16 protein-coding genes are annotated in these 22,070 nt (G+C 42.1%); 10 read left to right on the forward strand and 6 right to left on the reverse strand.

The annotated features are described in order from the left end of the window. Window positions 1–196: 196 nt before the first annotated feature. The 3 genes from NWP22_RS02195 to NWP22_RS02205 all read left to right on the forward strand — a co-directional run bounded on the left by NWP22_RS02195 (window position 197) and on the right by NWP22_RS02205 (window position 4,157). On the forward strand, window positions 197–1,213 hold the full coding sequence (locus NWP22_RS02195; protein WP_271734115.1) for a LysR family transcriptional regulator: 1,017 nt from the start codon (window positions 197–199) through the stop codon (window positions 1,211–1,213). 139 nt (window positions 1,214–1,352) lie between these two features. Continuing rightward, a complete protein-coding gene (locus NWP22_RS02200) occupies window positions 1,353–2,714 on the forward strand; it encodes a protein kinase domain-containing protein (RefSeq protein WP_271734114.1) in 1,362 nt (453 codons plus the stop codon). 81 nt (window positions 2,715–2,795) lie between these two features. Further along, entirely contained in the window at window positions 2,796–4,157 is a 1,362-nt protein-coding gene (locus tag NWP22_RS02205) for an ABC transporter substrate-binding protein (RefSeq protein WP_271734112.1), read from the forward strand. Window positions 4,158–4,490: 333 nt separating this feature from the next. Here the strand turns inward: NWP22_RS02205 and NWP22_RS02210 are convergent, their stop codons facing one another. Beyond that, window positions 4,491–5,210, reverse strand: a complete 720-nt coding sequence (locus tag NWP22_RS02210; protein WP_200989883.1) for a Crp/Fnr family transcriptional regulator — start codon at window positions 5,208–5,210, stop codon at window positions 4,491–4,493. 332 nt (window positions 5,211–5,542) lie between these two features. Here NWP22_RS02210 and NWP22_RS02215 point away from each other — a divergent pair, with 332 nt between their 5' ends. Further along, a complete protein-coding gene (locus NWP22_RS02215; RefSeq protein ID WP_271734111.1) occupies window positions 5,543–6,373 on the forward strand; it encodes a DALR anticodon-binding domain-containing protein in 831 nt (276 codons plus the stop codon). A gap of 186 nt (window positions 6,374–6,559) precedes the next feature. Here NWP22_RS02215 and NWP22_RS02220 read toward each other — a convergent pair whose 3' ends face one another. Then, on the reverse strand, window positions 6,560–7,435 hold the full coding sequence (locus NWP22_RS02220) for a Cof-type HAD-IIB family hydrolase (protein WP_271734110.1): 876 nt from the start codon (window positions 7,433–7,435) through the stop codon (window positions 6,560–6,562). 80 nt (window positions 7,436–7,515) lie between these two features. Between NWP22_RS02220 and polA the strand changes: the two genes are divergently transcribed. Then, the gene (gene polA, locus NWP22_RS02225) at window positions 7,516–10,413 is read left to right on the forward strand and encodes a DNA polymerase I (RefSeq protein WP_271734109.1); all 2,898 of its coding nucleotides are present in this window, start codon (window positions 7,516–7,518) and stop codon (window positions 10,411–10,413) included. A gap of 292 nt (window positions 10,414–10,705) precedes the next feature. Further along, window positions 10,706–12,787: an NAD(P)H-quinone oxidoreductase subunit 5 gene (locus NWP22_RS02230; protein WP_271734107.1), complete on the forward strand. Its 2,082-nt coding sequence runs from the start codon at window positions 10,706–10,708 to the stop codon at window positions 12,785–12,787. A 392-nt stretch (window positions 12,788–13,179) separates the two neighbouring features. Here NWP22_RS02230 and NWP22_RS02235 read toward each other — a convergent pair whose 3' ends face one another. After that, window positions 13,180–13,410 carry a hypothetical protein gene (locus tag NWP22_RS02235; protein WP_271734106.1) on the reverse strand — a complete coding sequence of 77 codons (231 nt, stop codon included), beginning with the start codon at window positions 13,408–13,410 and terminating at the stop codon, window positions 13,180–13,182. Between the two features lie 512 nt (window positions 13,411–13,922). On the opposite strand from NWP22_RS02235, the gene ndhD1 reads away from it, so the two are divergent. Beyond that, complete coding sequence (gene ndhD1, locus NWP22_RS02240) at window positions 13,923–15,497, forward strand: photosynthetic/respiratory NAD(P)H-quinone oxidoreductase subunit D1 (protein WP_271734105.1); 1,575 nt, start codon at window positions 13,923–13,925, stop codon at window positions 15,495–15,497. Window positions 15,498–15,785: 288 nt separating this feature from the next. On the opposite strand, the gene NWP22_RS02245 is transcribed toward ndhD1, so the two are convergent. Beyond that, window positions 15,786–16,025 (reverse strand): hypothetical protein, encoded by a 240-nt coding sequence (locus NWP22_RS02245; protein WP_271734104.1) that lies wholly within the window; start codon window positions 16,023–16,025, stop codon window positions 15,786–15,788. Window positions 16,026–16,582: 557 nt separating this feature from the next. Here NWP22_RS02245 and NWP22_RS02250 point away from each other — a divergent pair. Continuing rightward, a complete protein-coding gene (locus tag NWP22_RS02250) occupies window positions 16,583–18,628 on the forward strand; it encodes an elongation factor G (RefSeq protein WP_271734103.1) in 2,046 nt (681 codons plus the stop codon). 62 nt (window positions 18,629–18,690) lie between these two features. Here NWP22_RS02250 and radC read toward each other — a convergent pair whose 3' ends face one another. Both radC and thrC read right to left on the reverse strand, forming a co-directional pair. Continuing rightward, window positions 18,691–19,422 carry a RadC family protein gene (gene radC, locus NWP22_RS02255; RefSeq protein ID WP_271734102.1) on the reverse strand — a complete coding sequence of 244 codons (732 nt, stop codon included), beginning with the start codon at window positions 19,420–19,422 and terminating at the stop codon, window positions 18,691–18,693. 199 nt (window positions 19,423–19,621) lie between these two features. Continuing rightward, a complete protein-coding gene (thrC, locus tag NWP22_RS02260; RefSeq protein ID WP_271734101.1) occupies window positions 19,622–20,713 on the reverse strand; it encodes a threonine synthase in 1,092 nt (363 codons plus the stop codon). Window positions 20,714–21,088: 375 nt separating this feature from the next. Between thrC and NWP22_RS02265 the strand changes: the two genes are divergently transcribed. Further along, window positions 21,089–21,280: a hypothetical protein gene (locus NWP22_RS02265; RefSeq protein WP_271734100.1), complete on the forward strand. Its 192-nt coding sequence runs from the start codon at window positions 21,089–21,091 to the stop codon at window positions 21,278–21,280. 581 nt (window positions 21,281–21,861) lie between these two features. Further along, window positions 21,862–22,070 (forward strand): hypothetical protein (locus NWP22_RS02270; RefSeq protein ID WP_280801458.1); only part of this gene is annotated, 209 nt, incomplete at its 3' end.

Raw genomic sequence — 22,070 nt, forward strand, 5'->3', positions numbered from 1 at the left:
TGTCTTTTTCGAGTCAAGCCTTCTTGAAGATGTAACAAAACAAGGGAGGGTGACAAGCTGGAAAACTTGATTCACTAGTCAATTGTCACCAATTATTTATTTCTGCTACAGATCACGCCCCTAGTGGGCAGAAAAACTACGTAGCAGTTTGCTTTGTTCACCAAGCTGCTCCTTTTAAAATTGTGGGTTGAGCCTTATGTCTGACCTTCCTTTCACTTTAGATCAGTTACGTATCCTGAAAGCGATCGCCGCAGAAGGGAGCTTTAAGCGTGCTGCTGATAGTCTTTACGTCTCGCAACCTGCGGTGAGTTTACAAGTCCAAAATTTAGAACGACAGCTGGATGTACCTTTATTTGACCGTGGAGGTCGTCGCGCACAATTAACCGAAGCTGGACATCTACTCTTGAGCTATGGTGAGAAAATCCTGAGTTTGTGTCAAGAAACCTGCCGCGCTGTGGAAGATTTACAAAACCTCCAAGGCGGTACTTTAATTGTTGGCGCTTCTCAAACCACCGGAACTTATCTTTTACCAAAAATGATCGGTATGTTCCGCCAAAAATATCCAGATGTATCAGTGCAATTACATGTCCACTCTACCCGGCGCACCGCCTGGAGTGTCGCTAATGGACAAATTGATCTAGCGATTATTGGTGGTGAAGTTCCGGCTGAGTTAGCAGAATCTTTGGTAATTATGCCCTACGCTGAGGATGAACTAGCACTGATTTTACCAATATTTCATCCCTTTGCTAAACAGGAAAAAATTCAAAAAGAAGACCTATATAAACTACAATTCATTGCTCTAGACTCCCAATCAACTATTCGCAAAGTCATTGATCAGGTACTGGTAAGGTGTGATATTGATACCAGACGGTTTAAGTTTGAAATGGAACTAAATTCCATAGAAGCCATCAAAAATGCCGTGCAATCAGGCTTGGGTGCTGCCTTTGTCTCCACCTCAGCCATCGCCAAAGAATTACAAATGGGTGTATTAAAATCTACCTGCATTGAAGGTGTCGTCGTCAAGCGAAACCTCTGGTTGATTTTTAATCCTAATCGCTATCGTTCTAAGGCTGCAGAAGCCTTTAGTCAAGAAATTTTACCTCAGTTTGCTACTCCAGAATGGAATAAAGATATGTTGAAAATATCACAACCTAAGTTAGGGGTAAATACACTGGATGGAGTCAATATTAACTCTGATTCTGAACCAGTTTAAAATCTAGTTATTAGTCTCTTGTCATCAGTATTTTTAGTTTGGGGATGTAATTTTCCTTAATTTATTGGTGGGAAAATTATAATTTATGGTTGAGAGCAAGTAAATCGATTTATTTATTGATGGCATGACAATGATAAAAATGAAAGTTTACTGTACTCGTCCGACTTGCCCTCGCCCACAAAACTACTTTGCGGATTTGGACGATATTAACACCCTGAAAACAACGCAACAAAAATATTGTACTACCTGCGGTATGCCCTTACTCCTAGATGGTCGATATGTGCCAGTTAAGTTACTGGGAAGAGGGGGATTTGGTACAGCATTTTTAGCAATAGATCGCCGCATACCAGGAATGCGTCAATGCGTAGTCAAGCAGTTCCAGCCCGCAGGAAGTTTATCACCTACTCAATTGCAAAAAGCACAAAAGTTATTTGAGAGAGAAGCAGAAGTTCTAGCCCAAATAGGTAGTGGACACGAGCAAATACCTGATTTATTTGCTTTTTTCCCGGTAATAGTTAATAGTTGGCAAGGAGGACACCAAGAGCAGTTTTTTTACTTGGTACAAGAATACATTGATGGACAAAATTTAGAAGAAGAATTGGATCAGAAGGGTAAATTTTCTGAACCAGAAGTTTTAGAAATACTCCAAGAAATTCTCAAGGTTTTACAGTTCGTACATGATAGAAGTATCATTCACAGAGATATTAAACCTTCTAATATCATGCGTCGTCGTGATGGTAAACTCTTTCTCCTGGATTTTGGGGCTGTAAAGCAGGTAACAAATGCTACTGAAGGCTCTAATGCTTCCACTGGTATTTATTCCATGGGATTTGCACCACCTGAGCAAATGGCCGGTAACCAGGTCTTCCCGTCTACAGACCTATACGCTTTGGCGGTCACCATCCTGAACTTGCTGACAGGTAAAGAAGCAAATCAACTGTTTGATACCTATACTAATCAGTGGCAATGGCGCTCTTTAGTTAAGGTCAGTCCTCGCCTGGCTGATATTTTAGATAAAATGCTCTTACCTGCTGCTAATCAACGCTTTCATTCGGCCAATGAAGTAATTATAGCTCTTTCTCAACCATCAATTACCCCAATTGTTACACCCAAATCTCAACCAGCCAAAACAAAACCTCAGCCCAGTTTTTCTACGTGGGAATTATTGGGTGGAGCAGCTTTTAGCGGGTTTGAGGGTGCATTAATAGCGATCGCTCTGAATAGTTTATTGGGCAGTGCTGTAATCACTGGGGTGATTTGTGCTTTGCTCTTAGGTATAATAATATTCGCCCAAACTAGACGGTGGATTGAAAAGTTTGATTTATTATTGATTCCGGTAATTACCTTAGCAGTGATTATTTTTGTTCCGTTTTTACAAGGGGGAATTGCCATTTCACAAATAATCTTGCTAGCGGTTGCTGGTGGTTTAGCAACTATTGCAGTTACATCTATATATCGAATTATTTATCAAATATTATCTTTAATATTTAACAAGAATTAAAACACCTACACATCCAGTTTCTTTCAGCATTACTCACCGCGACGCATAAATAAATTTATAAATCAACCCCAATTCTTAATTATGTCCCAGAAAAATGAAACTACCCTACTTGTTTTTTCCCTGCTGATCACATTGGGCTTATTAGGTGGTATTTTGTGGTTTTTTGACATAATCAGATTTCCCCAAAATCAACCCGGTGCAGAGCGGATTAGTTTTGGAGAAAGAATTTTGAACACTGGCGAAGTGACTCCTGACAAAAAAGCGGGAGTACAAGCAATAAGTGAGAAAAATTATACCCAAGCTATTGCTAGTTTAGAAACATCTTTAAAACTGAAGCGTAATGACCCCCAGGCACTGATATATTTAAATAATGCCCGCATTGGTGCTGCTAAAAGCTATAGTGTTGTCGCCTCAGTACCTATAGGTAATAATCCTAATGTTTCCCTGGAGATTCTACGCGGTATCGCTCAAGCCCAAAATGAGGTGAATACCTCCGGGGGTATTAAAGGCGTACCTTTAAAGGTAGGGATAGCCAATGATGATAATAATCCTGAGATTGCTCAACAAATTGCTGCTAGCCTAGTTAAAAATCCCGATGTATTGGGGGTAGTTGGTCCTTATAGCAGTGACACTACCTTAGCGGCAGGTACTATTTATGATGCGGGGAAACTGGTAGCCATTACTCCTATTAGCACTTCGGTGAAAATTTCTAACTTTAGCCCCTATATTTTCCGCACAGTACCTAGTGATTTTATCGCAGCTAGGAGCTTGGCTAATTATATGGTCAAAAACTTGCAGAAAAGACAAGCGGCGGTTTTCTTTAATTCCCGGAGTAATTACAGCCAGTCTTTAAAGTCGGAGTTTGTATCATCTGTGTTGTTGGAGGGTGGACGAGTATCAGGTGAGTTTGACGTGTCGCTGGGAAATTTTAGTGCGGCTAAAAGCCTACAAGAGGCTACTGGGGAAAGTGCAGAAGTGTTGATGTTAGCAACTGACACTGAAAGTTTAGATAAAGCACTGCAAGTGGTTCAACTGAACCAGAAACGGTTAAATGTACTGGGGGGAGATGCTATTTATAATATTAAAACATTAGAAGTGGTGGGAGAGGCAGCCTTGGGGATGGTGGTAGCAGTTCCCTGGCATATTTTAGGCGATCGCCAGTCAGATTTTCCCCAAAAGTCGAGGGATTTGTGGGGTGCTGATGTTAGTTGGCGAACTGCCTTGGCTTATGATGCCACTGTAGCCCTGATTGCCGCATTAGAAAGAAATCCTACACGTTCGGGGATACAACAAGCACTCACCGCTTCTGATTTTTCTCCTACTGGGGCTTCTGGTGCGATTCGATTTTTACCTTCAGGCGATCGCTCTGCGCCTGTGCAACTAGTAAAAGTAGTTACCGGTAACCGTTCCCGGACTGGCTATGACTTTGAACCGGTACGGTGAACCATCAGAGAAGATGGGGAAAACGTTTTCCACGGCATAAATTCTTCCCCAGGCGAGTTGAGTGGTCTTAATGTGGTTTGTACAGCCACGACCACCCAAGCCCAGTCTGAATTAACTGAACATCCTAGGTAATATAGAATACATTGGTGCTATTGACCCTTGCTATTGGGAAGCAAGGGCAATAGATTGCTCATTACCAAGAACATTGATTTTCACATTACGCAATTGATCACAATCTGTTTGTGGTTGTCAAACAGATTGCTCAAACCCAGGAAGTAGATATTGCCGACTCTAACTTGCTGTGGCTTTTGTTCATCAGCTGTGAAATGCGTTTCAGTTGGCTCGATTAATCGACTCTGCTGGTAAGCAAATGAGATTATCTCCCTGGGTGAGGATTAAGCCGCGTTGACGCAACTTACCCATCAAGCGAGTCACAGTTACACGAGTGGAACCGATGGCGCTACCAATTTGGGCATGGGTGAGGGGGAAGGGCAGACAATAGCCACGAATCACATCGGGGTCAGTCTCACTCATAGCCGGTTCTCCGTATTCCTCAATCAATAGTGTCAGGAATCCTAAGAGTCGGTCAATGGTGCGGCGTTGTCCCAAGGCACTCAGCCACAGTAATTTACGTTGGTGCTGATACCTAAAGGCATCCATGACTTCACGGCGGAAGTGAGGCCAGTTGTCTAAATCGTGCCAGTACATCCACAGCACAGCTGTTTGGTCAACATGGGCGTATGCTTGGAGGGTGAATGGTGACTGAGCCACAATTTCAAACGGTTGTCCCGCGCCGATAAAACCCAAGAAGGCTTCTTCTGGAGTTCTATTAATGCGTCGAGAAGTGAGCTGACTGGCGGTGGCACTAACTTGTGCTGTTCCCACCATGCGAATTGCGCCCCTTTGCACTAAGTACAATAATCCAGGTCGGGCTGGAATACGTTCATCCTTGCTAAAGGTGCGGCAGCGGTAGTGTTCTTGAGCCCAGTCAAGAATCCGTTGCCAAGTTAAAAAGGGCCGTGATGCCTCAGAAAAAGAAGATGGAGATTGCATAGGTAACAAAGAGCGTTTGGCTGAATACAAAGACGTAATAAAAAGGTGCAAGGAGTGTCTTTGTGTCGGCAGAGTAGGCTTAACGCCTAACAGCGTCAGCCATACAAAGAGCAGAAAAGCAGTTAGTTTGCCCTCTACTCTTTTGTTATACTTCCTACTGTACAATGATTGTAGTAAAGTTTACTGACAGTTCATCGAAAATTCATCAAATTTTATGCTACTCTCATTTTTTTGCATCAAGTTCAGATTTATATCTTAAGGTAGATGACGAAAATATACAAATATGTTATGGATACCCTGTGAGTACAAGTGTATATAGTTCAAATTTACTAGTGAGCCGAGAAATAGCAATTAAAGGGTTAATATATCGTTACATATTATATGTACTCAGTTTTTGTAATTTTAGTGGTGAATTTGTCCCCATAGCAAGTAGAAAGTTTCCTCTCTATAAGGGTACAGATGATAGTCGAGTTTTATATATTTCAGGTTTGGCGCTCCAGTTGGCAAAATCTGATCATTACAAAACGATGGACATCGCCAATGGAATTGTCTCTCACTTATCAGCAATGGGTGACGGTGTTTTTCAGGTGGAAGTAGTTCACCCTGGTTGGATTCATTTAGAGTTAACTCATGCTTTTTTAGCTGCTTGGTTGCAAAACCTTGTAGTTAAGAGTGTGGGTGAAGATGGGGAAAGGGAAAAAGCCAAAATTACCATGTTAAATCCCTCTAGCTTGTTTATGATTCAATATGCTCATGCACGTTGCTGCTCATTGGTGCGGCTAGCTCACCATGAAGGATTGATTAAACTCAAGGAAGTACATCAGGCTAACCTGACTAGTTTGGTATCGGTAGAGAACATACCTTGGCTCAACGATGAGCAAAAACTCCGCTTCACTCACCCAGCAGAGGGTCGTCTGATTACTGAGTTAGTAGAGGCTGTAGATAACTTAGAGTGTAGTGGTACAGTGAACTGGGAAAAAGTTGCCTTGGATTTAAGTCGAGCTTTTGAGGCTTTCTGGTGCAGGTGTCGGATTTTGGGGGAGGTGAAAATTACTTCACTAGAATTAGCCCAAGCCAGGGTGGGACTGATCATGGCTACTCAGTCTGTGTTGAGGTGTTTACTTGTAGATAAACTGGGAGTTTTTGCTCCTCTGGAGTTATGATTATTTGCGATGAAAAAATTCTTTACCAAATCTTTATAATTACCGGGAAAAATCGCAAGTTTTCTGGAAACTATTGACTGATGTAGTCGCCTCGGTTATATTTACAGGTGTGTGAGGAGCGAACCAGTAAAGGCACCGAGACGAAACACGGCCAGTCGTCGGTGTCTTTTCTGATGTTAAGCAGTTTTAAGAGAGTAAAAATTTCTCGATCGCACTTACTACCCCATCTTCCTCTACAGTAGGGGCTACCCATTGGGCGACAGCTTTTACACCTGGTGGAGCGTTACCCATAGCTACACCGATACCAGCATATTGCAGCATTTCCAAATCATTAAAGTTATCACCAATAGTCATGACGTTTTTGCTTTGTAAGCCTAGTAATTCTTCTGCTAGGTAACGCACAGCAGTTCCCTTATTAACTAAGGGGTTAGTTGCTTCAAAGAACGTAGCAATCGAAGTTGTGAGGTAAAGTTCAGCAGGTGTGTATTGACGGCGTAAATCACCTAGTAACTGATTAATTACCTGTGTGTCCTCACACAAGGCTAGTATTTTTGTGGGTTCATCGCTCAGAACTCGGCGTAGGTCGCCTACGGGAATTGGCGTAATACCAGAACGTTTTGCATAGGTTTGAGTTTCTTGGCTCAAGTCTCGCACGTACAGCTGGTCATTAATATAGAAATGGATAGATAAATGCGATCGCAGTTGTGGTTGTTCAAAATAATCTAGTAGTTGGTGTGCGATTTCTCTGGAAACAGACCAATGGCGATGAATTTTCTGACTAGCTGGGTCTTGAATCCAAGCGCCTTGATAAGCCATCAATGGTAGAAGACAGTTAATTTCTTGGTGGAAGCGTAAAGCTGAACAATACATCCGACCAGTGGCGATGGCTACGTGAATTCCTTTGGCTTGTACCGCTGCGATCGCTTGCTTTACGGGTACACTTAAGGTGTTAGACTCTCCAGAAATCGTACCATCTATATCTAAAACCAGTAACTTAATGTCTTGTGTAGCCAGAGCCTGATTACCAGCGGATGTTAAATCAGAGGTAGGTGCTTTGTGCATAAATTCCCCATTCAGGTTAAAACTCCCAGTATGAGGTTAGCAGGCTCTAGCACTTCATGGGGAGGTAAAATAATATAGCTATGTCTCAAACTGCAAACACCACACGTCGTCCCACCTTCATCCTCGTAGATGGACATTCCCTAGCTTTTCGTTCTTATTTCGCCTTCGCCAAAGGAAAAGATGGCGGACTGCGGACTAAAACAGGAATTCCTACTAGTGTATGTTTTGGGTTTCTCAAATGTCTATTAGAAGTTATGGCGACACAACAACCAGAAGCCATAGCTGTGGCTTTTGATTTGGGTTTACCAACTTTTCGCCATGAAGCTGATGATACTTATAAAGCTGACCGTCCAGGAACACCAGAAGATTTTGTTCCTGATTTAAAAAATCTGCACGAATTGCTAGCAGGGTTAAATCTGCCAATTTTCACCGCACCTGGTTATGAAGCGGATGATGTTTTGGGAACCATAGCACAAAAAGCTACTGCTGCTGGGTATAAAGTGAAAATCTTAACAGGCGATCGCGATTTATTTCAACTCATCGACCCAGCCAAAGAAATCAGCGTTTTAAATTTTAGCCCTGATGCTCTCAAACGTTCTACAAACAGCATCACTGAATTTAGTACAGCAGAAGTTCAAGCCAAATTAGGTGTATTACCTGCACAAATTGTCGATTTTAAAGCCCTCTGTGGTGATAAATCAGATAATATTCCCGGTGTCAAGGGAATTGGCGAAAAAACCGCAGTACAGCTACTTAGTACTTACGGTTCTCTAGATCAGATTTATGCAGCACTAGATGAAATTAAAGGCGCAACACAGACAAAACTATTAACAGGTAGAGAAGACGCGCAAAAGTCCCAATACTTAGCCAAAATTGTTTTAGATGTTCCTCTAGAAATTAATTTAGAAGATTGCAAATTAACGGGATTTGATACCAGTATTCTCACTCCCATTTTAGAGAAATTAGAATTCAAAAGCTTTTTAGGTAAATTTAACGAACTCCAGCAACGTTTTGGTGGGGAAATTACCCATAACTCAGCCACCACACCCGATGAAGATGATGATGTGTGGTTTTTTAGTGCTGCGGACACAGCAGCAATGTCACCAAAAATTAACTCACCCATTCAACCACGGATAATTAAGACCTCATCCCAACTGACTGAGTTAGTCAACTTATTACAAAAATTTACTGACCCCAAACATCCTGTTGCTTGGGACACTGAAACGACTGGATTAGAACCAAGAGATGCTCAACTAGTGGGTATTGGTTGCTGTTGGGGAATTGCTCCTGATGAGTCAGCTTATATTCCCCTGGGTCATAGAGAAGGGGAAAATTTACCTAAAGATATTGCACTCACCGCACTAAATCCGATATTATCAAGTGCAGAATATCCCAAGACGTTCCAAAATACTAAATTTGACCGCTTAGTTTTTCGCAACCAAGGAATTAACTTGGCGGGAGTAGTATTTGATCCCATGTTAGCTAGTTATGTTTTAAATCCAGATACTAGCCATAACCTCACTGATTTAGCGTTGCGTCATTTGGGATTAATCTTAACTAACTATAATGATTTAGTTCCCAAAGGTAAAAATATTGGGGATCTAGATATCACTGCTGTAGCTAATTATTGCTGTTTACAAGTTTACGCCACATGGCAACTTGTGCCTAAGCTCCGTGAGGAATTAGAAAAAACTCCAGCTTTACATAAGTTATTGCTACAAGTGGAACAACCCCTAGAAGCAGTTTTAGCGGAGATGGAATATACGGGTATTTCGATTAATTCTGTTTACTTGCAAGAACTCTCCCAGGAATTAGAGATAACTTTAGCTAAATTACAGGACGCAGCAATTACCGTAGCTGGAGAAAAATTTAATTTGGGTTCTCCTAAACAATTAAGTCAAATCTTATTTGAAAAATTGGGCTTAAGTACCAAATACTCCCGGAAAATTCAAACCGGTTACTCTACTGATGCAGGGACTTTAGAAAAACTCCAGGAAGTTGATAAAACTGGCTTTGTTAATGCCATTATTGAATATCGTACTTTATCGAAATTAAAGTCTACCTATGTAGATGCTTTACCGGCTTTAGTCCGTCCAGATACCCAACGGATACATACTGATTTTAATCAAACTGCAACTTCTACGGGTCGGTTATCTTCCTCGAATCCCAACTTACAAAATATCCCCATTCGTACAGCTTTTAGTCGCCAAATTCGTAAGGCTTTTTTACCGAAATTAGATTGGTTAATGGTGGCTGCGGATTACTCTCAAATCGAGTTACGTATATTAGCTCATTTGAGTCAGGAGCCGATACTATTACAAGCATATCAGCAAAATGAAGATATTCACACAGTAACTGCACGTTTAGTATTTGACAAGGAACATATTACATCAGAAGAACGCCGGATTGCGAAAACTATTAATTTTGGTGTAATATATGGTATGGGATCACTAAAATTTTCCCGTTCTACGGGGATAGATAAAACTATTGCTAATGAGTTTATCCAGCGATTTAATGAACGTTATCCATGTGTATTTGCTTATTTAGAAGGGTTAAAAAAACAAGCGATCGCTCAAGGTTATGTAGAAACTATTCTAGGTAGACGCAGGTATTTTGAGTTTACCAATAATAGTTTACGCCACTTAAAAGGTAGCAACCCAGATAACATTGACTTGAGTAAATTAAAAAAATTAGCTGCTACCGATGCGGGATTATTACGTTCTGCTGCTAATGCCCCAATTCAAGGTTCTAGCGCTGATATTATCAAAATTGCCATGGTGCGACTGCATAAAGTTTTGCAGAAGTATCAAGCGCGGTTGTTATTACAAGTTCACGATGAATTAGTATTTGAAGTTCCTCCTCCAGAGTGGGAAGAATTGCAACCACAAATCAAGTCACTCATGGAAGATGCTGTACATTTAAGTGTCCCCTTAGTGGTTGATGTGAGTACGGGTGATAATTGGATGGAGACCAAGTGATTACAGCTACAATGATTGACCATAACCGTTTATTCAACAGACTACTCACTAGCTTTTTTTGTAGAGTTCCGAGCGGAATCAGTAGAGGCTGTTAAGGTTTTCATGATTAGTTACTGGTTATGTGTAATACCACTAAATATTTTCTGTTCCTTACTACCCAATTTATAAAATATAAAACCATGCTTAATTACCCTGCCTAATTAGCTTCGGGTGGGGTATTTTATCCTCAAGGGTGTGTGTCACAATTATTAACAGTTCCCCCAAATTAGAATTCTAAAAGTAAGCATCAGTGATGGAAGTAATCTATGAATATGCCTGGCTGATTCCAGTATTTCCGCTTTTAGGAGCAATGCTGGTTGGTTTAGGGTTAATTTCTTTAAATCAAGTGACAAACCGCCTGCGGCAAATCAACGCTGTAGTCATCATCTCCCTCATGGGAGCAGCAATGGCGTTCTCCTTGGCCTTGCTGTGGAGCCAAATTCAAGGACACGCGCCTTACCTGCGTACCCTAGAATGGGCAGCAGCCGGTAATTTTCACTTGAGTATGGGCTACACTATCGACCACCTAACAGCCCTGATGCTGGTGATTGTCACCACAGTAGCTTTATTAGTCATGGTGTACACCGATGGCTATATGGCTCACGACCCTGGATACGTCAGGTTTTACGCCTATCTCAGCCTGTTCGGTTCCTCGATGTTGGGTCTAGTAGTTAGTCCCAACCTGGTGCAGATTTATATCTTCTGGGAACTAGTGGGGATGTGTTCTTACCTGCTGGTAGGCTTTTGGTACGATCGCAAAGCAGCAGCAGATGCTTGTCAAAAAGCATTTGTGACTAACCGCGTGGGAGACTTTGGCTTACTATTGGGCATTCTCGGACTATTCTGGGCTACGGGAAGCTTTGATTTTGGGGTCATGGGCGATCGCCTAGGCCAACTCGTAGAAACCGGTTCTGTAAGCAATTTTCTCGCCATCCTGTTGGCGATCTTAGTCTTCTTAGGTCCGGTGGCAAAGTCCGCCCAATTTCCCCTCCACGTCTGGCTCCCAGATGCTATGGAAGGACCAACCCCCATTTCAGCGCTCATCCACGCTGCCACCATGGTAGCAGCCGGTGTGTTCCTGATTGCCCGGATGTACCCAGTATTTGAGCATGTCCCAGCGGCCATGAACGTCATTGCCTTTACCGGGGCATTTACGGCGTTTTTGGGTGCCAGTATTGCCATAACTCAAAATGACATCAAAAAGGGTCTGGCTTATTCCACCATCTCCCAATTAGGCTACATGGTGATGGCTATGGGATTAGGCTCATACAGTGCGGGTTTGTTCCACCTCATGACCCACGCCTACTTTAAGGCGATGTTATTCCTAGGTTCTGGTTCGGTGATTCACGGTATGGAAGGGGTTGTCGGTCATGACCCCGCCTTAGCCCAGGATATGCGCTTGATGGGAGGAATGCGAAAGTATATGCCCGTCACCGGTATTACCTTCTTGATTGGTTGCTTGGCAATTTCTGGGGTTCCGCCTTTTGCTGGTTTCTGGTCAAAAGATGAAATTCTCGGTAACGCCTTTGAAGCTAGTCCACTTCTGTGGTTAATTGGCTGGTTAACTGCCGGTATTACCGCCTTCTATATGTTTAGAATGTACTTCATGACATTTGAAGGCAAATTCCGCGGTAACGACGAGAAAATTAAGGATAAGCTGAAAAAATCTGCCACCCCCATAGTCCAGGAATTAGATTCGGCTGCACTAGCGCCTAATTTTGGACCAGGGGCGATGAAACAAGGAGAATTGGCAGCCCATGACTCCCACGGACATCACAGCAGTACTCCCCATGAATCACCGTGGACGATGACTTTACCTCTGGCTGTGTTGGCTATACCTTCGATTCTGATAGGTCTGGTGGGGACACCCTACGCTAACTACTTTGAGGAGTTTATTTTTCCCCCTAGCGAAACCATCACCGAAGTTATGGAAAAAGCCGCTGAGTTTAACCCGACGGAGTTTTACATCATGGCGGGGGCTTCTGTAGGTATTTCTTTAATCGGCATTACCTTGGCTTCGCTAATGTATTTGTGGGGTAAAATTGACCCGGCTGCGATCGCTTCTCAAATCAAATCTCTTTATGAGCTATCCCTGAATAAGTGGTACTTTGATGACATTTACCATCGTGTCTTTGTTCTGGGACTACGTCGTCTAGCTCGACAAGTGATGGAAGTTGACTTCCGCGTTGTTGATGGTGCTGTTAATCTTACCGGCTTTTTCACCCTCGTTAGTGGTGAAGGTCTGAAGTACCTGGAAAATGGTCGCGCTCAATTCTACGCCTTAATTATCTTTGGGGCAGTTTTGGGTTTAGTGATTTTCTTTGGTATCACCTAGTTGTTACAGGGGTGGACTGCAGTCCGCCCCTACATGATTTTTTGTTTCACCCACCAGACCCAGTAGGCGCACAGAGTTGCATTGCAAAAGATGACAAGATTTTTTTTGACTACAAGTCATATAGTTACTAAAAATATAGTCAAATATTTTTAGCTTGGTAAGGTCTAAACCTTACTGGGCTAACTACAAGCCTCTTTACTGAGTTTCCATCAAAGATAGAGTCCCCAGCTACCTTTCTTAATATATTTAGGGAACCATTCAAGTCTGCTGAATATATTTTCCCAGACTTAGACCTAAATAAACCTCTCTTGATTCTTTTACCTAAATACCTTTATTTGCTCTCAGGGTGTTGATAAACTCTATTTTCTAAAAGCCAAAGCCAAATCCTGAATTTATAAATTTTTGTAGTCCATTGGTTTCGCAAGTCCTTTTGCAATCTCTCTTTTAGCACGTTGAGCAGATGCAATCAATTTTGGTTGAGTTGTCTTAAATGAATTATCCCATTTTAATTCATCTTGCAAATTTTCCAAGTACTCTCGAAGATGTTCTAAAACTCTGTTTTGTACATCTTCAGGTAAAGATTCCATCATCTTAATTACAGTGCTAATTTCTGGAGATGACATAATAAAATTTTCCTTTTAAACTTTACCCGTCTGCTTTATTAAATATAGCTGAATTAACATGATTAAGACTATTCACTCTGAACTGTCAGATAGCGAACATCAGGAAATTACACCAGCATAGTATTTTACAGAAGGTGTACGTGGGAAACATTGCCAAACTTACAAACCTGAAAATATTGTGACTATTTATCAAGAGGTTTGTACAAATATTTGACTAACACCTCAATAATCATCTGAAAATACCTGATTTTCATATTTTCATTAAATTTGTCATTTAATGGACAACAGATGCCTTAATTGCTCATTATGAGGCAATTGGCGGGTAGTTTACCTGTAATATACAGACTGGCGGTTAGGGCAGCTTTGTAGATGTGGTTTAGGTCATCCGGGAGGGTGGGGGATTGTCAATTTGATTAAATCAACCTAACAATGAAAGGAAAACTGCCAAAAAGCTGTTAGTTAATAGCTAGTGACTTTTTGCCCAACATGATTCTGTTTGCAGATTAATTGCGATGAATACAGTTAATTTTCCGTGGCTGACGACAATTATTTTGTTACCTATAGCCGCGTCGCTACTGATTCCCATCATCCCAGATAAAGACGGCAAAACAGTGCGCTGGTATTCCCTGATTGTGGGACTAATAGATTTTGCACTAATTGTTTACGCTTTTTATACTGGTTACGACTTCTCGAATCCAGATTTGCAAATGGTGGAGAGTTACCCCTGGTTACCTCAACTTGATTTGAATTGGTCAGTAGGGGCAGATGGCTTGTCTATGCCTCTGATTATTTTGACTGGGTTTATTACTACATTGGCAATTTTAGCAGCTTGGCCTGTGACGCTCAAGCCCAGGCTCTTTTATTTCTTGATTCTGGCGATGTATGGCGGTCAAATCGCCGTGTTCGCTGTTCAGGATATGCTGTTATTTTTCTTGGTGTGGGAACTGGAACTCGTACCTATCTACTTTCTGCTGTCCATTTGGGGAGGCAAAAAGCGACAATATGCAGCGACTAAGTTTATTTTATACACCGCTGGTGGATCGTTGTTTATTTTGCTGTCTGCCCTGACAATGGGATTTTACGGCGATACCGTCACCTTCGATATGCGATCGCTGGCTTTGAAGGATTTCGCTCTTAATTTCCAGCTTTTACTTTATGCTGGGTTTCTCATTGCTTACGCTGTCAAGTTGCCAATTATTCCCTTACATACTTGGCTACCAGATGCCCACGGTGAAGCTACAGCCCCAGTACATATGTTATTAGCAGGTATTCTGCTGAAAATGGGCGGTTATGCCTTAATTCGCATGAATGCCCAAATGCTCCCCGATGCTCACGCTTATTTTGCCCCTGTATTGGTGGTTTTGGGGGTGGTTAATATCATCTACGCCGCCCTAACATCTTTCGCCCAGCGCAACCTGAAGCGGAAAATTGCCTACTCTTCAATTTCTCACATGGGTTTTGTCCTCATTGGTATTGCTTCCTTTACCGATTTGGGACTGAGTGGGGCGGTTTTACAAATGGTTTCCCACGGGTTAATTGGGGCGAGTTTGTTCTTCCTTGTGGGCGCAACTTATGACCGGACACACACCCTGATGTTAGATGAAATGGGTGGTGTGGGTAAGAGGATGAAAAAGATTTTTGCTATGTTTACCACTTGTTCCATGGCTTCTTTAGCATTACCAGGAATGAGCGGTTTCGTGGCTGAATTAATGGTGTTTGTGGGTTTTGCCACCAGTGATGCTTATAGCTCCACTTTTAAAGTTATCGTGGTGTTCCTGATGGCTGTGGGGGTAATTTTAACTCCAATTTATTTGCTGTCTATGTTACGGGAAATTTTCTATGGTCAAGAAAACGAAGAGTTAGTTTCCCACCAAGCTCTAATAGATGCTGAACCCCGGGAAGTGTTTATCATTGCTTGTTTGTTAGTGCCAATTATTGGTATTGGGTTTTATCCTAAGTTACTGACCCAGATGTATGATGCCACAACAGTACAGTTAACGGCAAGATTACGTCATTCTGTACCGACTTTAGCACAGGAGAAAGAAGCATCACAGATTTCTTTGCGCGCGCCAGAAATTTCCCTCTAAGTACCGATTGATAGTTGAATTTTATATTTCTCTGCTGGCGGGTCGAGTACCCGCTTTTTTTTGCTAAGATGCTAAGTAGTAGGAAATTCTTCACAGATCAACAATCCCCGTTTCTTTAGAGCGGGGATTGTCAATAGAGTTTTGTATTTGCAATGTTATAGCATTTCCCATGCTCGTGAGGTACAATTTTTTTTAGTTTGAGGGAACAGGGAACAGGGAATAGGGAATAGGGAATAGGGAATTGGTGTGTACTTCATGAGCCTGAAAAAGGCTTTATTACATCTGTTATTACATCTTGCCGTGCTGCATCACTTGTTGCAAATGGTGGCGAACTTCTTGGGTTTGTTCTATTTCCAACTGTCGCAACTTTTGAAATAATTCTACACAGGGCTGAGAGTTCATTTCCTGTGCATCTTTGATGTAGCAGTCATAAGCCTTGACTGCTTCAGCTTTATTATGCAGCACGGTGAGGAAGTCATACTCTAGGTTGCTAATGGGTTGTTGAGATTGACCGTTACCTGTAGTCATACATTGATTCTCCTTGAGGTGACTATTTGATTTTTACTCATGCTCAAGGAATGATTCATCTATCTATAAGGGTACAAAAAGATACGTCTCAAAGAGGTTCACACCCCAATTTTAGCTGTATGTATACACCACTTTTCAAATAAATCAAGTCACATTTTAATGTCACAAATCTTCTCGTTTGGGCATACTATGGCTAGGCGACGCAAGCTATCCACATGCTCAGTATAACTCCTGCCTACCCTGGGTAAATACTGTGAATAATAATAGAAAATCACTTGTATCTTGGTGCATACAAGTAGTATAACAGCCTAACAAATGCTATAAAAAGGGTCGGTAATTATCAAATATTTACAAATCTTTAATATTGTATATTAAAGTTATTTTTATCTTAAAAAAAATCAAGGTCAACCTTACGATAAAATACAATTTCTGGCAATTGTGGTTAAAGGCAGGATAATGACAAGTTAAGGAAGGAATTATTTTTCTGGCAGAAAAGTATTTGATACTCCTGAACAAGAATCATGCAGGTAAGACTGACTTACCGCAAGAGGGGTTTTATGAACGAAAAAGTAAAATCGGGTTCGCGGAACGTTGCAATTGTTGGACCTTATTTAAGTGGAAAAACCACACTACTAGAAAGCTTATTATTTGTCAGTGGGGCAATTTCGCGCCCGGGTAATGTGAAGGATGGTAACACGGTGGGGGATAGTGCGCCAGAATCGCGCGATCGCCATATGAGTGTGGAAGTCACCGCCGCCAGTACAGAGTTTAAAGACACTCGTTTTACCTTTATTGATTGTCCGGGTTCGGTAGAATTTGCCCAAGAAACCTACAATACTTTAATAGGAGTTGACGCGGCAATTGTCGTTTGTGAACCCATCAGCGAACGGGTTTTGACCCTAGCGCCCTTATTTAAATTCCTGGATGATTGGGAAATTCCCCATCTGGTGTTTGTGAATAAAATGGATAGGGCAAATATTCACGTTTTAGAAACATTACACGCACTCAAAGCAGTTTCTAGTCGTCCTCTGGTAGCTCACCAATACCCAATCATGCAAGGGGAACAACTCACCGGATTTATCGACATGGTGAGTGAACAAGCATATCAATATCACCCAGGCGCACCTGCTGATTTGATTCCTTTTCCTGAAAATTTAAAAGCAGAAGAACAAATCGCCCGGTCGGAAATGCTCGAAGCTTTGGCGAATTTTGACGACCACCTACTCGAAAAACTTTTAGAAGACATTGAACCACCCCAAGAAGAAATTATTCAAGACTTAAAACTAGAATTAGGGGCGGATTTGGTAGTTCCGGTGTTCTTTGGTATAGCAGAAAAAGATTATGGTGTCAGACCTCTGTTAGAAGCACTACAACGAGAAGCGCCGGAATCAGAAACCACAGCAGAACGTCGTTTAAGAAATATCAAAGGGAATCACCCCTTAGCCCAGATATTAAAAACTTACTATACCCCCCAAGGTGGCAAACTCTCCTTAGTGCGTGTGTGGCGAGGTGAATTAACTGATGGTATTGTCCTAAATGGTGTTCGGACTGGGGGAATTTACCGCCTCATGGGACAACAACAGCATTTAGTTAATCAAGTCGGTGCAGGTGAAATTGTCGCTTTGAGCCGTTTAGAGGGTATCAACACAGGAGAGACAATTTCTACACAAACCCCGGTGAAGGAATTACCCAAAGCAGAACAGTTAAGGCCAGTCTATGCTTTGGCGATTACACCGGAAAGACACAATGATGAAGTAAAACTCAGCAGTTCCCTGAGCAAGTTGTTAGAAGAAGATCCTTCCTTGGCTTGGGAGCAACACGGGGACACTCATGAGGTCATTCTCTGGGGTCAAGGTGAAATTCATTTACAAGTCGCCCTAGACAGACTGCGGCGCAAATATCACTTACCGATGACAACTCATCAGCCGCAAGTACCATATAAAGAAACCATCAGTAAAACTGTGGCTGCGGTTCATGGACGCTACAAGCATCAAAGTGGTGGTCACGGCCAATTTGGTGATGTTTTCCTGGATATCAAACCCCTAGCACGGGGAAAAGGTTTTAACTTCGATGAAACTATAGTTGGGGGTGTAGTTCCTAAACAGTATATTCCTGGTGTAGAAATGGGTGTGCGGGAGTTTTTAACACATGGGCCTTTGGGGTTTCCCATGGTAGATGTGGCTGTCACTCTCACTAATGGTTCTTATCACAGCGTTGATAGTTCTGAACAAGCTTTTAAACAGGCTGCACGATTGGCAATGCAAACGGGAGTACCCCAGGCTAAACCGACTCTGCTAGAACCGATTCTGCGGGTGCGAGTGACAACACCGAGCGAATTTACCTCTAAGGTACTGCAATTATTGAGTGGTAGAAGAGGGCAGATTTTAGGATATGAGGGCAAAGATGATTGGCAAAACTGGGATCATGTATCTGCATACTTGCCCCAAGCTGAGATGCAAAACTTTATTATAGAGTTGCGATCGCTCACCCTGGGTGTTGGGTTTTTCCACTGGGAACATGACCATTTCCAGGAAGTACCAGATAAACTTGCTGAACGTGTGCTAATGCGGAATGGGAATGGTAGCAAGGGGAACAGTAAGTAATATCTTCAAGTTTCTTGATCCGTGGCTCTAGGAGTGGCAATAACAGTCACTCCCATTTTCTATTAATCACCTTGGGGGTATTCATTCCACAGTGTCGTAATTTCACGTAAACTTTGGTGATTACCATTACCTAAAATCAAGTGATCTAATAATGGAATGCCTAAAAGCCGCGCCCCTGCTAATAATTGACGGGTTAATTCTATATCTTCTGGGCTAGGTTCCACATTACCTGAAGGATGATTATGAGCAATAATTGTCCGGGTTGCACCTTGACGAATGACTTCTCGGAAAATTTCTCGCGGGGATGCTAAGGTTTCCGTGGCGGTACCAATAGTAATTACTTGGGTTCCCAATAACCGATTTTTCACATCTAACAGCAACACTGCAAAACGTTCTTGTGTTTGCCACATTAAATCTTGACTAAGTGCAGCCGCAGCCACAACGGGGTTATCAATGGGTGTACTGTCTGATGGGCGAAATTGAAAGGTACGTTTCCCCAATTCAATTGCCGCTAAGATAGTGGTGGCTTTGGCTGGGCCAATACCAGGAATTTGCATTAATTCCGCTGGGTTAATCTCTCGCAGAACTGCTAGGGGGTCACGTTGATGTTTACTTAGTTCTTGTAATATATATTGTCCTAATCCTACAGCCGAAAGTTTTCCTGGACCCTGGCCAGTACCTAAAAGAATTGCAATTAACTCAGCTGTAGCCAAAGTTTTAGCACCGTGGCTCATTAAACGCTCCCGTGGACGCTCATTAGTGGGAATATCGGCAATTCTGAGGCAATAAGTCATAGAAGAACTAAGGGGAGAATCACTTAGATAAAACTATTCTTATTTATCCCTCTTTTGGTTCATATTGGATCGCTAGGTAAAAAACTTTAACAGAACATCTTCACCACATAACCAAAATCCGCCATACATGAATTTAGGGGCTACCTGTCCAAGAAAAAGTTGGTGTAGCCCCCACTGACAGTCAGCTGATACCAAATAATTAAAATCCCATTGCTTGGGCTACTGCCCCTACTTCAGCATCAATGCCTTGTTTAAATTGGCTCTGACTGTGTTTAATAGCTGTATCTGGGTCTTTTAAACCATTCCCGGTGAGGACACAAACCACTGTCGCCCCTGTGGGAACTTGGTCTTTAACCTGCAATAAACCGGCTACAGATGCAGCGCTGGCGGGTTCACAGAAAATACCTTCTGATGATGCTAAAAGTCTATAAGCATCGAGAATTTCCTCATCGGTAACGGCTTTAAAACTACCTTGACTAGCAGATTGGGCAGCCATGGCTTTATCCCAACTAGCAGGGTTACCAATACGTATAGCTGTGGCGATGGTTTCGGGATGGGTAACAGGATGCCCATTTACCAGGGGAGCAGCCCCTGCGGCTTGGAATCCCATCATCCGCGGTAGGCGATCGCATTTTCCGCCTTGGTGATATTGACAAAACCCCATCCAATATGCTGTGATATTTCCCGCATTACCCACTGGGATACACAACCAGTCTGGAGCATTACCCAAAGCATCTACCACTTCAAATGCTCCGGTTTTTTGTCCTTCCAAACGGTAGGGATTCACAGAATTAACTAAAGTAATGGGATAGCTTTCGGACATTTCCCGCACAATTTCCAGGGCGCGGTCAAAATTCCCTTTGATTGCTAAAACTTCCGCACCGTACAACAAAGCCTGTGCTAACTTACCCAAGGCTACATAGCCATCGGGTATCAACACAAAAGGCTTCATCCCGCCACGTTTAGCATAAGCTGCCGCCGCCGCTGAGGTGTTCCCTGTACTAGCACAAATTACTGCCTTAGCCCCAGCTTCCTTAGCCTTGGTGATTGCCATGGTCATACCCCGATCTTTGAAGCTACCAGTGGGGTTAAGACCATCGTATTTGACAAATACTTTTACCTGTCTGCCAATGCGTTCGGCGATGGCCGGTACTGGAATCAAGGGAGTATTACCCTCTAGTAAGGTAACAACCGGCGTTTTCTCGCTTACAGGTAAATATTCGCGATAGGCTTCTATCAGTCCGGGCCAAGGTTGGCGAGTAGATTTAACAACAGACAAACTCACAGTCACAGGTTTTAAAAGTTTTTAACTAAGGATTGGGGATGGGTAAGCCCTCCATTGGCAAGGGAAAAACTTAATTTCTCCTTTTGAGGTGCTATTTTCTAGATTTTTCATTCTATAAGAATATTATCCACATTGAGTGCCAACGTCTCACTGATGATTTTTATTTTATGTGAAATCCTCCTTTGTGATCACACTACTCTCCCTTCCCAGCCATAAATTCTGTGTGTAACTCAGGGGATACCATTACCTTCACTTATAAATACACTAGCCAAGTATGAGTTTATATGATTAAATATATACAACTGTTTAACTAATCTTAACTTAACGTTATTATGATGTTTATATAGATGGTGTGAGTCAATTTAGGAAATTTATTTAACAATGCCTACTTGTTCATCTAGTGTTTCCGAACGTCCCTCCCAGACTCTCTGGGTTAGCGATGTCACCAAGTCTTATTATCAAGAAGACCAACACGCGAAACTTCAACACCTCCAAGCAGAAGTAGATTCTTTGTTAGAGCAATTACAAAACCTTAAACAACAACGTTTAACCGAGAACAACTCAGAAGTTTGACAGTCTCAGATATAATCCCCTGTTTACACAGGTTTCCAGATTCACCGCGTTTAATCTTAGAGCGTGGTGATATTTTTTCGACGTTTAGCTGTCTGCTATATAAAACCTAGACAAAGCTAGACTTTACTTTCTACTTCAACGGGGGCATGGGAGCGGTTATCCCTTAGTAGACTTGCACGCCTTAGCCAGACGCGATATTTCTCTTAAGATTTACAAGAAAGACTACCGCTATCATTGCTTGGTTTTCGCGTTGGCAATAGTCTTAATTCAATACTTAATATCGTATTATATATCAAGTGGGCGATTTTATTAACTCACTTATGTCAATGCTTGTAAGCATAAGTATAGTTTTGTCTATAAAATAGCCAGCTTAGGACTAGCTCTCCTATAGGTTCTACGTTAAAGCCATGTTTGGCTTGCAGTCAATTTCTCAATATTTTGGCAAATTTTGTAATATCACTTAACAATAGTTATTTTAGTTACGAGGTCTCACGTACTTAGAGGATGTTTGATAAGTTTTCAACAGGTAATTTTTATCTTAGGGAACAGGGAACACCGGAACAGGGAATGGGGAATGAGGAATGGGGAATGGGGAATGGGGAACCGAAACAATCAAATCCAATCCCCTCCCCTTACAAGGACAAGACAAGGTGGACAAGGTGGACAAGGTGACCACCGGAGAAAAACAGTACAAAGTCTGTATTCTTAGTAAGAAAAATAGCCCATTAAAAGACCATTGTCCGTATAAAATCTTCTTTGTCCACTTTCCTTCCTTGTCTTCGGTGGTCTT

It is taken from the genome of Anabaenopsis tanganyikae CS-531 (genome assembly GCF_029891675.1).
Classification (GTDB): Bacteria; Cyanobacteriota; Cyanobacteriia; order Cyanobacteriales; family Nostocaceae; genus Anabaenopsis; species Anabaenopsis arnoldii.

Coding starts and splice junctions, on each gene's coding strand:
- NWP22_RS02195 (WP_271734115.1), top strand. CDS start 197: ATGTCTGACCTTCCTTTCACTTTAGATCAGTTACGTATCCTGAAAGCG.
- NWP22_RS02200 (WP_271734114.1), top strand. CDS start 1,353: ATGAAAGTTTACTGTACTCGTCCGACTTGCCCTCGCCCACAAAACTAC.
- NWP22_RS02205 (WP_271734112.1), top strand. CDS start 2,796: ATGTCCCAGAAAAATGAAACTACCCTACTTGTTTTTTCCCTGCTGATC.
- NWP22_RS02210 (WP_200989883.1), bottom strand. CDS start 5,210: ATGCAATCTCCATCTTCTTTTTCTGAGGCATCACGGCCCTTTTTAACT.
- NWP22_RS02220 (WP_271734110.1), bottom strand. CDS start 7,435: ATGCACAAAGCACCTACCTCTGATTTAACATCCGCTGGTAATCAGGCT.
- polA (WP_271734109.1), top strand. CDS start 7,516: ATGTCTCAAACTGCAAACACCACACGTCGTCCCACCTTCATCCTCGTA.
- NWP22_RS02230 (WP_271734107.1), top strand. CDS start 10,706: ATGGAAGTAATCTATGAATATGCCTGGCTGATTCCAGTATTTCCGCTT.
- NWP22_RS02235 (WP_271734106.1), bottom strand. CDS start 13,410: ATGTCATCTCCAGAAATTAGCACTGTAATTAAGATGATGGAATCTTTA.
- ndhD1 (WP_271734105.1), top strand. CDS start 13,923: ATGAATACAGTTAATTTTCCGTGGCTGACGACAATTATTTTGTTACCT.
- NWP22_RS02245 (WP_271734104.1), bottom strand. CDS start 16,025: ATGACTACAGGTAACGGTCAATCTCAACAACCCATTAGCAACCTAGAG.
- NWP22_RS02250 (WP_271734103.1), top strand. CDS start 16,583: ATGAACGAAAAAGTAAAATCGGGTTCGCGGAACGTTGCAATTGTTGGA.
- radC (WP_271734102.1), bottom strand. CDS start 19,422: ATGACTTATTGCCTCAGAATTGCCGATATTCCCACTAATGAGCGTCCA.
- NWP22_RS02265 (WP_271734100.1), top strand. CDS start 21,089: ATGCCTACTTGTTCATCTAGTGTTTCCGAACGTCCCTCCCAGACTCTC.